The organism is Devosia sp., from assembly GCF_017307495.1.
Lineage (GTDB): Bacteria > Pseudomonadota > Alphaproteobacteria > Rhizobiales > Devosiaceae > Devosia_A.
Window position 1 is genome coordinate 94,619 of record NZ_JAFKHE010000028.1, and the last position, 11,035, is coordinate 105,653.

Consider the following 11,035-nt stretch of genomic DNA (forward strand, 5'->3'; position numbering starts at 1 on the left):
CGCTACGTGTTCGGCGCTGCCGTGCAGTTCACGCTTCGTGGAATGCAGGCGCCAGGCCACATCCGGCGGCCGGGCTTGGGCTGTTCAGCCGACCGGCTGCCGGCGCCTCGCCAGCTTCGCCGCCTTGTTGCGCGCCGCGACCTCTGCCGCATCGTCGCCGAGATGGGCGTCCCCGCGGGCTCGGGCCAGTTGCATCTGCCGCTCGCGTTCTTGCGCACCCTCGGGAGCCGCCTCGGCGCAGTCGCGGCACAGCGAGCCCACCGCTTCGTGCGGCATCATGGGGTCGCGGCAGGCGCGGCAGAGCACGGCCTCGCCTTCCCTGAGCCCGTGCGTGACCGAGACGCGCTCGTCGAAGACGAAGCACTCGCCGTTGAAACGGCTTTCGCCCTCCGGCACCACCTCGAGGTATCTGAGGATGCCGCCCCTGAGGTGGAACACCTCCTTGAAGCCCTGCGACAGCATGTAGGCCGAGGCCTTCTCGCAGCGGATGCCGCCGGTGCAGAACATGGCGACCCTGGGATGCCGGTTCGGATCGAGCCCGGCCACGTAGTCCTTGAACTCGGTGAAGCTCTGCGTCCCCGGATCGCGCGCATTGGCGAAGGTGCCGAGCTTCACCTCGTAGTCGTTGCGCGTGTCGATGACGGTGACGTCGTTGCGCTCGATAAGGCGGTTCCAGTCGCGGGCTTCGACATAGGTGCCGACGATGCTGGAGGGATCGGCCTCGGGCGCGCGCAGGGTGACGATCTCGGGCTTGAGCCGCACCTTCATCCTGAGGAACGGCATCTCGCTTGCACTCGAGATCTTCGCTTCGGCGCCAGCGAGGCGGCCGGCCCAGAGCGGGCTCGTCGTGAACCATGCCATCAGCTCGTCGACCGCCTCCGGCCGGCCGGCGACGGTACCATTGATGCCCTCGGGGGCGAGAATGAAGGTACCGCGAATCCTGTGGGCGCAGCAGAAGCGGGCGAGCTCGGGCTTGAGCGCTTCGGCATCGGGCAGGCGGACGAACTTGTAGAGCGCCAGCACCTTGAACCGTGCATCCGCATCGGTCAGACTGGCAGTGATTTTCACGGGCTCGGACATCGCGGCGGGTGTAGCATTCACCGGCGCCACCGGGCAAATCGGACATGAGTGGAGGATGACATGACCTATCGGGCCAGCGACGCTCGCTATGGCGCCATGCAGTATCGCAAGACCGGCAAGTGGGGATTGAAGCTACCGGTGATCAGCCTGGGGCTGTGGCAGAATTTCGGCGGCAACCGCGACTATCCGTCGGCCTTCGAGATCCTGAGCCATGCCTTCGACAGAGGCATCACCCATTTCGACCTCGCCAACAACTACGGCCCGCCGCCGGGCTCGGCCGAGGAGCTGTTCGGCGACGTGATGGCGCGCGACTTCCGCCCCTATCGCGACGAGATGATCATCTCGTCCAAGGCCGGCTACCTGATGTGGGACGGTCCCTACGGCGAATGGGGCAGCAAGAAATATGTCATCGCCTCGGCCGAGCAGAGCCTCAAGCGCCTCGGGCTCGACTACGTCGACATCTTCTATTCGCACCGCTTCGACCCCAATACGCCGCTCGAGGAGACGATGGGCGCGCTGGCGCAGCTCGTCCGGCAGGGCAAGGCGCTCTATGTCGGCATCTCGTCCTATCCGGAGCAGCAGACGCGCGAGGCGCACCGCATCCTCGGCGAGATGGGCGTTCCGTGCGTCATCCACCAGCCGAGCTACTCGATCCTCAACCGCTGGATCGAGGACGACAAGACGATCGATGCCTGCGGCGAACTGGGCATCGGCGTCATCGCCTTCTCGCCGCTGATGCAGGGCATCCTCAGCGGCAAGTACAACAAGCTGGCCGGCCGGCTCGAAGGCACGCGCGCCTCGGAGAACTACTCGCTCAACGCCGGCCGGCTCGAGCCGCGCATCCTTGATGCAGTGCAGAAGCTCGGCGCCATCGCCGAGAAGCGCAGGCAGTCGATGGTGCAGCTGGCGCTGGCCTGGGTGCTGCGCCGCAAGGAGATGACCTCGGCGCTCATCGGCGTGCGCACCCTCGAGCAGCTCAAGGACTGCCTCGGCGTGCTCGACAACCTCGAGCTGTCGGCAGAGGAGATCGCGGCGATCGACGACGCGAGCAAGGGCGGGCTGGTGGACAGCCGGCCGATCAAGTAGGCCGCAACGGGTCGGCGTCCCCTTGGAATCCATCGGGGAGCACCGCGCCACCCCTCCGTCGACCCTTCCATCACAGGGTCGGGAGGCGGTGGTGAGCGGTGTGGCGCGGTGGCGGATCTCGCTTCTTCCTGCCTCCGATCATGGCGCGGTCTGAGTGCTGACTACAACCTAATACCCCGGGGAAAGGGCTTCGACGGGCAGCGGTTGCGCGAGGCGACAGGCCTCGCGTGCCCTTACGAGTGGACCGGCCGACCCTTGGTCAGGCTGAAGGCAGTCTTGTCGATCACGACCTCGCCCGAGTCGATCGTCGCGTCGACCAGCGTTACGCCGGCACCGATCCGGGCCCCGTCACCAATAACACAGCGGCCGATGATCGTGGCGTTCGCCCCAATGAATACCCCGTTGCCGATCAATGGGAACGCGCGTGTCTTCAGACTGCTTTGATCCGCCTTGTAGGATGCCCCAATGGTCACATGCTGGCCGATCGTGACGTTGGCTCCAATCCTCGCGCGCTTCGCGATGAAGATGCCGTGGAACTCATGGAGCAGTCGAAGCCCAGGTCCGATCTCGGCGGTGATGGGCACTGCTGCGCCATAGCGGGTAGCCATCTCGCGCGCATACCTTCGGGCATGCATCGCCATCAACAGACGCTCAATCAGGCTTCTGTCACGTTTTGGCTTCAAGGCAATGGGGTGCAACCGCTCTCGCACCCTCATCAGCCGCTCTACCGGCCTTCTCAATTAACCTGTCCTCACAAATGCTCGAAGCCTGATTATTAGTCTATGCAGTAACCTAGGCGGAGCCAGAGCTTATGGCTGAGTACCTTCCATTTGCCTATGCGGCTCTTCGTTTGGCCCGGATAATCCGTGGATACGCCGCTTCGCTCGGCGATCCTTGCAGTGTCAATCCGGCTTCGCATCACCCCGAACCTCGGCTACCATCCGGCGCAGCGGCGTTCCGGGCGGGAGTACGCGGGTGGCAGATCAGGATTGGGTGAGGTTCGACTACTTTCCGGCCGGCAGCGAGCTCATCACCCAGGGACGCAACGCCGGCGGCAGCCTGCTGGTGCTCAAGGAGGGCGAGGTCGAGGTCATCCGCGACGGCAGGTTCGTCTCCACCATCCGGCAGCCGGGCGCCATCTTCGGCGAGATGAGCGTCCTGCTCGAGCGGCCGCATTCGGCGAGCGTGAGCGCGGTGACCGACGTTCAGCTCTACGTCATCGAAGATGCGCTCAAGGTGCTCGAGGCCCATCCGGCCTGGCTGCTGCAGATCGCCCGCCTGCTGGCCCAGCGCGTCAACGCCACCACGGCCCAGCTCGTCGAGCTCAAGAGCCGGGAAGCCGAGGAAGACGTCCTCGTGCTGCCCAGCAACGTCTTCTCCAGCTGGGTGGATCCGCAGGTATGACCGGCAAGCCGACGCTCCGGATCACCTACTGCACGCAGTGCAACTGGCTGCTGCGCGCCGCCTGGATGGCGCAGGAGGTGCTCTCCACCTTCAGCCTCGAGATGGGCGAGGTGAGCCTCATCCCTGGAACGGGCGGCATCTTCGAGATCCACCTCGACGGCGAGCTGGTGTGGGAGCGCAAGCGCGATGGCGGCTTCCCGGACGCCAAGCAGATCAAGCAGCTGGTGCGCGACAGGATCGACCCCGGCCGCGACCTCGGTCACATCGATCACCCGCATGGTCCGGCGGCCCGGCACGGCCGTCCCTGATCGGGGCTCCCTGGGGGATGGATCGAGGGAGGGGAGTGCGGTTCACCAACGACGGACCCCCACCCCCTGCCCCTCCCCCAGGGAGAGGGGGGATTCCACAAGCCTTTTTGCCAACAATCCGGTTGAGGGCGCCGAAGCTAAATGGATATTGTCGCCGCCATGCCGGCAGGGGTGACAATGGCCGGCTCGAACACACATTCCGGGAGAACGCCGCCTCATGAAATCGATGCTGACCCTTCTTGCCGTGCCGCTGATGGCGCTCGGCCTCGCCCTGCCCGCTCAGGCCCAGGCGCTGCCGGACCTCGGCGGCCGGACCATCAAGGCGGTGACCGAGAACGCCTACTACCCGCTCAACTTCGCCGACCCCAAGACCGGCGAGGGCATCGGGCTCGAGTACGACGTGATCAACGAGGTGGCCAAGCGCCTCAACGCCAAGGTCGAATGGGGCCTTTCCGCCTGGGACGTGATGATCGAGGCGGTGCGCACCGGCCAGTACGACATCGGCGCCGACGGCATCACCATCAATGCCGAGCGCGAGGAGCAGATCGACTTCACCCAGCCCTTCATCACGGTCGAGCAGTATTTCCTCGTCCGCGCCGATGAGACGCGCATCACCGGTATCGACAGCTTCAAGAGCGACGACAAGCTGCTGTTCGGGGCCCAGCCCGGCACCTCGGCCTTCTACACCGCCATCTACGACGTGCTCGACGGCGACGAGGCCAACCCGCGGGTCAAGCTGTTCGACACGTTCGGTGCCTCGGTGGCCGCGCTCAAGGCCGGCGACGTCGATGCGGTGATCGCCGACCAGTCGGCGGCGTCCGGCTATATCGGCGCCGATCCGGGCGCCTTCAAGCAGGTCGGCGAGCCGATCAAGTCCGAGCCGCTCGGCTTCATCCTCACACCCGGCTCCGACCTGGTGGCGCCGTTCAACGCGGCGATCGACCAGATGAAGGCCGACGGCACGCTCGATCGCTTGATCAGGAAGTGGTTCTTCGAGTACGGCCAGAAGTCCTGATCCCCCACCGGGACGCGCGGGTGCAACCGCGCGTCCCTTCCTGATGCCGAACAGCCCGCACTCCCAGGTCCTGTCCCGTTTCCCGTGGTGGCTGCTGGCCATCGCGCTGCTCGGGCTATTCACGCTGTGGGCCATCGTCGCCGACCAGGGCTATGCCGAGATCTTCGACACGCTGCGCAGGGGCGTCGTCACCACGCTGTGGGTGACGCTGGTCGCCTTCGTGCTCGCCTCCGGGCTCGGGCTCGGGGTGGCGCTGGCCCGGACCTCGGGCAATGCATGGCTCAGCCAGGCCGCGACCTTCTATGTCGAGGTCATCCGCGGCATCCCGATGCTGGTGGCGCTGTTCTACGTCGCCTTCGTCGGCGCGCCCGCCATGGTCGCCGCCGCCAACTGGCTGCTGACGCCGCTGATCGAGGCCGGCCTCACCGACCCGCTGACGGTGCGCAACTTCGATTTCACCTGGCGCGCCATCGTGGCGCTCACGGTCTGCTACTCGGCCTTCATCGCCGAGATCTTCAGGGCCGGCATCGAGGCGGTGGAGCGCGGCCAGATCGAGGCGGCGCGCTCGCTCGGCCTCAACCGCTGGCATACCTTCCGCTTCATCGTCGCGCCGCAGGCGCTGCGCACCATCCTGCCGCCGCTCGGCAATGACTTCGTCTCGATGATCAAGGATTCCGCGCTGGTCTCGGCGCTGGGCGTCCAGGACATCACGCAGCTGGGCAAGGTCTATTCGTCCGGGACGTTCAAGTTCTTCGAGACCTACAATGTCGTGGCCTTCCTCTACCTCAGCATGACCATCTCGCTGTCGCTGTTCGTGCGCTGGCTTGAAGCACGCCTCAGACAATCGCAGGACCGCTAGTTGCAGCGGGGCGCAGCGGTCCCCACATCACCGCGGTCCGCAATGCCAACCCCGGGACTTCGCCCCATGCTCAAGCGCCTCGCCGCCCTCGGTTCTGCCCTCGTCCTCGCCGGCGCGCTCGCGGCCTGCGGCAACAACAACGGCACCAATGTCGGCAGCGTCGGCGTCGACTGGACCGGCAACGACATCTCGGTCGAGGCGGTCGCCGATCCCCAGGTCAAGGGCGTCGTCTGCCACGTCGCCTACTTCAACCGCTCGCTGATCGACCGGCTGCAGCAGGGCAACTGGTTTGAGGATCCCTCCTACTCGGCGGTCGACTGCTCGGCCTCGGGGCCGATCACGGTGGGCAAGATCAATACCGGCAAGGGCGGCGAAGAGATCTTCCAGCAGTCGCGCTCGCTGATCTGGAAGAGCCTGCGCGTGTCGCGCATCTACGACGCCGAGAACAACGCGCTGGTCTACCTGGCCCATGCCCGCGAGCTGCAGCAGGGTTCGGGCAAGATGAGCCTGTCGGTGGTGCCGCTCAGCGGGCTCGACGTCACCTGGAGCAACGGCGCCCCCGCCGGCGCCAAGCAGGCGGCTCCTGCCGGCAGCGCCGCCGGCGGCATCTGATCCGTTCAAATCCGGATCAAACACGACCGATCCCGGCAAGCGGCCGGCAAGGCCCAAGGGCCACGATTCCGGCCCTGGGGAGCGCGAGGCCCGCGCTCCGGGAGACCGGCCATGACGCAAGCGATCGAACTGCTCCAGCAGGATGCGGCAATGCTGTTCGCCTCGGTGCTGCTGATCGTCGCGATCTTCCTCATCGCCCGGGTGGCGCGGCTCAGCCAGGGCCTGGCCCTGGCCCTCGCGCTGACCCCGATGGCCTACGCCGTCGCGCTCGACAACGGCCTGGCGCTCGGTTTCATCTAGGCCCTGCGGCGCGCATTCCAGGCAGGGCGCGAAGTCGCGAAGCGATTGCTTCGCCTTGACCGCAACGCACAAAAAGTTTTCAAGGCCCGGCGTCGCAATCGCGTCCCGGGCGTCCGATATTGGACGCGCAGGCGCACCAGGCGCAGCGCGGCAACGACCGCACAACGGAGTTCATCATGGCAGTTCTGATCGGCGATATCGCCCCCGACTTCGAGGCCGAGACCACCGAGGGCCGCATCCGGTTCCACGACTACATCGACGGCAGCTGGGCCGTCCTGTTTTCGCATCCCAAGAATTTCACGCCGGTCTGCACGACCGAACTCGGCTACACCGCCAAGCTGAAGCCGGAGTTCGACAAGCGCGGCGTCAAGGTGCTGGGCCTGTCCGTCGACAAGCTCGAGAACCACGCCGGCTGGGCCGCCGACATCGCCGAGACGCAGGGCGCGAGCCTCAACTTCCCGCTCATCTCCGATCCCGACCGCGAGGTCGCGACCAAGTACGACATGATCCATCCCAATGCGAACGACACGCTGACCGTGCGCTCGCTGTTCGTCATCGGACCGGACAAGAAGATCAAGCTCAAGATCGAGTATCCCGCCTCGACCGGCCGCAACTTCGACGAGATCCTGCGCGTCATCGACAGCCTGCAGCTCACCGCCCGCCACCAGGTCGCGACCCCGGTGAACTGGAAGAGCGGCGAGGACGTGATCATCGTGCCGGCCGTCTCGGACGAGGCGGCGCGCGAAAAGTATCCGGACGGCTGGAAGACGCTGAAGCCGTACCTGCGCATCGTGCCGCAGCCGCGCGCCTGACCGGCTCGGGTCGACCAGCATGCGGGCGGTCCTTCGGGGCCGCCCCGTCGCGTTTCAGGGATTGCCGCGCAGCGCCCGGTCGATCGAGCCGAGCAGCATGAGCATGCGCCCAAACCCCATCACGGCCAGGCCGCCGACCAGCGGCAGGACCGCCCAGCCGAGGGCCCGGGCCGTGTCGACGACATTGGCGATGAGGTCGGCGCCCGGTGAGTCGAGGCCGACCGTGAAGTTCTGGATCAGGGTGGGAGCCGAGAACCCGACCATCACCAAGGTCACCAGCGTCGCCACCAATCCGGCCAGATACAGCAATCCCGCAACCATCGTCGCCCTCCTCGCATGGTTGACCGGGAGTAAAGGAGGCGTTCGGAGGCAAGTCAACGCCCTCACAGGCCGAGTTCGTCCCTGAGCCGGCGGGTCAGCTTGCCGGCGATCAGCCGGTGCGCCTCGCCGATGTAGCCGGCCAGCAGGTCGTCATCGAGCGCCGCCGGGGACACCCGCACCCATTGGCGCCTGGCGAAATAGGCGGCCTGGCCGATACCCGGCATCGCGACCAGCCCGTCGAAGGCGATCTCGCTCACCTTGAAGACGAGGTCGCCGTTGGCGTTGCCGTGCAGACAGAACACCTTGCCGCCCACCTTGGCGACCAGCGCGTCCCATTGCTCGTGCAGCGTGACGGCCGCAAGGCTCGAGACGAAAGCACGGTAGGCATCGCGATCGTGCAGGCTCATCGCCGGACGCCTAGATCTGGTCGTGGCGCACAAAGAGCCGGGTCTTGCGCGAACGACCGGCCCAGGCCAGCAAGGCGCCGGGCACGGCGAGCACCGCCCAGCCGGGAAGGGCAAGGATGAACGCGCTGGCCGGTTCGAGTACCAGGCCGAAGAAGCGCCCGGCGATGAACTCGCGCACCGCCGCGAGGCTCGGCGCGTGGGCCCAGCCCCAGTCCTCGGCCAGCGAGGTGAAGACCAGTTCATTGGCGCCGAGCGACCTCGTGCCGTCGATGATCAGCAGGATCAGCGCCACGCCGAGCAACCAGGTGCCCAGCACTCTGAGAATAAGCCGCATCTGGTCTCGTCGGTCCCACCGCGCGTGCGCGTCGAGGCGCCGCCATGCCCTTGTGCCATGCGTTCGGCCGCACTCACAAGTCGCGGCGGCAGCCGGCCACGCCACGACGCGCCGACGCGGTGTGTTATCTGCCTTGCGGTCCGGGCCTCGATGAGTATATTGCGCCCGCTCCGGCCGGCTCTGCCTCCGGATGCGCAGACCTCCGGGACTGGTGCCCGGCCGCTGCACAAGCGGAGAGATGGCCGAGTGGTCGAAGGCGCACGCCTGGAAAGTGTGTAGGCGGGGAACCGTCTCAAGGGTTCGAATCCCTTTCTCTCCGCCAGCAGCTCTTATGTATCCTAATTCATTGATTTTGCAGTGTTTTTGCAAGTGCCACAAAGGGCTGGTGCCCCACGCCGGTGCCCCAAAGCTGCGTTCGCTGTCTCGGTGGCACTAGTGAAAGCCTTCGGCTAGTCTCGATGGGTGGCGCTCCTTCGTTGCCGCTTGTTTTGGAGGCGTGATTGGGCTTTCTCCTGAAGGCAAGGCCGCTGACCGTGGCCACGCTCATCGCAACAGGTCTACTGGGTGGGTCATCGCAGGGAGCGTCCGATGCCATATCGGACAGTGTTTGCTCTTGGCCGGTAAACCTTGAGCGGGCCGGGATACTTGATTCTTGGCGTCCCAAGGAGATGTGGACGCCTTACGCGATTGAAAGCGAGGACGGCCGTTCGTGGTTGTATGTGCCTGGGGGCAACCCGGTGATCATAAGCGGGACGGAATTCGATGCCTACAAGCACATGATACTAGATGCACTTCGTCAGGTGATACCCAACCTCCAAGCGATCGACGGTGGCTCCGCCCTGACGGTTACTTATGAGGACGAGGACGGGATCGCTGGGTCACCAGAGCGTCGGGCGTATGGTGCTAGGTTTACGCTCGTAGACGGCTGTGTCGTGCGAATGGTCTTGACGATGCAGGGCTCAGCGCCGGTCAGCGACGCTTTGCAACTGCTCGATCTTGTTACCCTATCTAGGTAGGCTGACGCTTTGCGCAGGGCCACTATCTGGCGCTTCTTCTCTTCTACACAGCACCCGTGAAACCTGCTTCGCCGTCCACGTGCCGCCTCTGGAGGTCGCGACTTCCATGTGTGGCCGCGATGGCCTCAAGGGTCTGTCCGGCGTTGCGCATGGGGCCGATGATCTGGAGTAGCTTCTGGGCCTCCATGGCAGCCTTTCGCTGGATCGCGGCGTTGCGCCTCATGGTGGTGTCGCGGAAGGCTCCCAGCTTCGTCCCACGGGCCTTAGCGGCCTTCAGGGCTGCCTTGGTGCGGGCGGAGATGAAGTCTCGCTCCTGCTCGGCCAGCGCGGCGTAGATGTGAAGCTGGAACTTGTCGGCCTGCGGCATGGTGGCAACGCGGAGCCGCACTTTGGGGTCATCCATTAGCTGGGCGATGAACGACGCTGAGGCGGTCCACCGGTGAGCGGCCCTGCGGCAGGCCAGTGGCAGGGTAGCCTCTGGTCGGTCCAAATCAGGCTGCTTATAGTGCCTGCGGGGTCTGTGTGCTCGGCGGGGAGGAGCTATGCTGGCGAAGCTCGAGGCCTTGGGCGAGGCCATTGCGTATGTCATTGGCGAGACGTGGAGGGCCTGCCTGCCGTTCCTCACGGGAATGCTCTGGGCTTGGGGCACCTACAGCGTTGTGCTCAGCATACACCTGTCCCCGGAAGCGTTTGAGCTTGGGTCGATCCGCCTCGGCCCCGGCTCTCAGGCGGCGGTTACATGGGCGCTGGTGGCGTTCGCCTTGGGGTATTTCCTGTCCCTTGCCCTCCGCGCGGCGCACCTCGCAGCGGTAGACTTGGCGGCAATCAGGAAGGAGTCAGAGGCCATGTCGGCGGAGCTTTCTGGCCTTGCCATTGAGGTGCATCTGGCAACCACGGAGCTTGAGCTACTGCGGCTTCGACTGGATGAGCTTAAGGTGGCTTCTGGCGGGGGTGATGTGGGGCCAGAGGTGAAAGAGGCGGCTCAATAGCTGCGTCTAGACGGCCTCCCCGATGCGCTTGGCAAGCGGACCGCATCTAGGCCAGGACCGCACCCACTCACCGCACGCCTGCAGATAGTAACCATCCCTCCCATCCTCCCGCACGGACTTTCTGCCAGCCATCAATTTCGTATGGCAGCAGAACCAAACCACACATACCTCGCGGAAGCTTCGTGAGCGTACGCGATCTCTCGTTGGGCCATGCCCGAAGGGTACTTTCGGCTCGCCGGACAAGACAGTGTTTCGGGTCCGACACGGCCGCAACGTAGTGGCGGTGGACCCAACCGGCATGGTGGCCAGTCTCGACGGGACACCAGTTGCCGATACAGTCAGCCTGTTGATTGCCACTGAGAACTGACCCAGCAGGCTGGGATTTTTCCATCGAGATTTGACCCATGTGTGACCCTTGCCCCTCGTGGTTTGAGCGGGGGCTGTGGAGTGATCGACATGGCATTGTTGAGCGTTATCCGACGCTGGCATTTT

At 65.4% G+C, this 11,035-nt stretch carries 16 protein-coding genes and 1 tRNA gene; 11 read left to right on the forward strand and 6 right to left on the reverse strand.

Features of this window, described 5'->3' with window-relative positions:
* Window positions 1-84: 84 nt before the first annotated feature.
* A complete protein-coding gene (locus J0I99_RS17980) occupies window positions 85-1,068 on the reverse strand; it encodes a rhodanese-related sulfurtransferase (protein ID WP_291398869.1) in 984 nt (327 codons plus the stop codon).
* 72 nt (window positions 1,069-1,140) lie between these two features.
* Here J0I99_RS17980 and J0I99_RS17985 point away from each other — a divergent pair, with 72 nt between their 5' ends.
* On the forward strand, window positions 1,141-2,166 hold the full coding sequence (locus tag J0I99_RS17985; protein WP_291398870.1) for an aldo/keto reductase: 1,026 nt from the start codon (window positions 1,141-1,143) through the stop codon (window positions 2,164-2,166).
* Between the two features lie 233 nt (window positions 2,167-2,399).
* Here J0I99_RS17985 and J0I99_RS17990 read toward each other — a convergent pair whose 3' ends face one another.
* Window positions 2,400-2,807, reverse strand: a complete 408-nt coding sequence (locus J0I99_RS17990; RefSeq protein WP_291398871.1) for a DapH/DapD/GlmU-related protein — start codon at window positions 2,805-2,807, stop codon at window positions 2,400-2,402.
* A gap of 334 nt (window positions 2,808-3,141) precedes the next feature.
* Between J0I99_RS17990 and J0I99_RS17995 the strand changes: the two genes are divergently transcribed.
* The 7 genes from J0I99_RS17995 to J0I99_RS18025 all read left to right on the forward strand — a co-directional run bounded on the left by J0I99_RS17995 (window position 3,142) and on the right by J0I99_RS18025 (window position 7,476).
* A complete protein-coding gene (locus tag J0I99_RS17995; protein ID WP_291398872.1) occupies window positions 3,142-3,570 on the forward strand; it encodes a Crp/Fnr family transcriptional regulator in 429 nt (142 codons plus the stop codon).
* Window positions 3,567-3,878, forward strand: a complete 312-nt coding sequence (locus tag J0I99_RS18000; RefSeq protein ID WP_291390692.1) for a SelT/SelW/SelH family protein — start codon at window positions 3,567-3,569, stop codon at window positions 3,876-3,878. Before J0I99_RS17995 ends, J0I99_RS18000 begins: the two co-directional genes overlap by 4 nt.
* A gap of 217 nt (window positions 3,879-4,095) precedes the next feature.
* Window positions 4,096-4,893 (forward strand): ABC transporter substrate-binding protein, encoded by a 798-nt coding sequence (locus J0I99_RS18005; RefSeq protein WP_291390690.1) that lies wholly within the window; start codon window positions 4,096-4,098, stop codon window positions 4,891-4,893.
* A 43-nt stretch (window positions 4,894-4,936) separates the two neighbouring features.
* Window positions 4,937-5,752 carry an amino acid ABC transporter permease gene (locus J0I99_RS18010; RefSeq protein WP_291398873.1) on the forward strand — a complete coding sequence of 272 codons (816 nt, stop codon included), beginning with the start codon at window positions 4,937-4,939 and terminating at the stop codon, window positions 5,750-5,752.
* A gap of 66 nt (window positions 5,753-5,818) precedes the next feature.
* The gene (locus tag J0I99_RS18015; protein WP_291398874.1) at window positions 5,819-6,364 is read left to right on the forward strand and encodes a CreA family protein; all 546 of its coding nucleotides are present in this window, start codon (window positions 5,819-5,821) and stop codon (window positions 6,362-6,364) included.
* Window positions 6,365-6,475: 111 nt separating this feature from the next.
* Window positions 6,476-6,664: a hypothetical protein gene (locus J0I99_RS18020; RefSeq protein WP_291391278.1), complete on the forward strand. Its 189-nt coding sequence runs from the start codon at window positions 6,476-6,478 to the stop codon at window positions 6,662-6,664.
* A gap of 176 nt (window positions 6,665-6,840) precedes the next feature.
* Complete coding sequence (locus J0I99_RS18025) at window positions 6,841-7,476, forward strand: peroxiredoxin (protein WP_291391279.1); 636 nt, start codon at window positions 6,841-6,843, stop codon at window positions 7,474-7,476.
* A 54-nt stretch (window positions 7,477-7,530) separates the two neighbouring features.
* Here J0I99_RS18025 and J0I99_RS18030 read toward each other — a convergent pair whose 3' ends face one another.
* The 3 genes from J0I99_RS18030 to J0I99_RS18040 form a co-directional block, all read right to left on the reverse strand.
* Entirely contained in the window at window positions 7,531-7,797 is a 267-nt protein-coding gene (locus tag J0I99_RS18030; RefSeq protein ID WP_291398875.1) for a hypothetical protein, read from the reverse strand.
* 62 nt (window positions 7,798-7,859) lie between these two features.
* Window positions 7,860-8,204, reverse strand: coding sequence for an MmcQ/YjbR family DNA-binding protein (locus tag J0I99_RS18035; RefSeq protein ID WP_291398876.1), 345 nt, complete (start codon window positions 8,202-8,204; stop codon window positions 7,860-7,862).
* A gap of 10 nt (window positions 8,205-8,214) precedes the next feature.
* The gene (locus J0I99_RS18040) at window positions 8,215-8,538 is read right to left on the reverse strand and encodes a hypothetical protein (protein ID WP_291391282.1); all 324 of its coding nucleotides are present in this window, start codon (window positions 8,536-8,538) and stop codon (window positions 8,215-8,217) included.
* A 232-nt stretch (window positions 8,539-8,770) separates the two neighbouring features.
* Between J0I99_RS18040 and J0I99_RS18045 the strand changes: the two genes are divergently transcribed.
* A tRNA-Ser gene (locus J0I99_RS18045) sits at window positions 8,771-8,860 on the forward strand.
* A 178-nt stretch (window positions 8,861-9,038) separates the two neighbouring features.
* Window positions 9,039-9,554, forward strand: a complete 516-nt coding sequence (locus J0I99_RS18050) for a hypothetical protein (RefSeq protein WP_291398877.1) — start codon at window positions 9,039-9,041, stop codon at window positions 9,552-9,554.
* Window positions 9,555-9,597: 43 nt separating this feature from the next.
* On the opposite strand, the gene J0I99_RS18055 is transcribed toward J0I99_RS18050, so the two are convergent.
* Window positions 9,598-9,942: a recombinase family protein gene (locus tag J0I99_RS18055; protein WP_367115452.1), complete on the reverse strand. Its 345-nt coding sequence runs from the start codon at window positions 9,940-9,942 to the stop codon at window positions 9,598-9,600.
* 154 nt (window positions 9,943-10,096) lie between these two features.
* Here J0I99_RS18055 and J0I99_RS18060 point away from each other — a divergent pair, with 154 nt between their 5' ends.
* Window positions 10,097-10,543: a hypothetical protein gene (locus tag J0I99_RS18060; RefSeq protein WP_291398878.1), complete on the forward strand. Its 447-nt coding sequence runs from the start codon at window positions 10,097-10,099 to the stop codon at window positions 10,541-10,543.
* The last annotated feature ends 492 nt before the right edge of the window (window positions 10,544-11,035 follow it).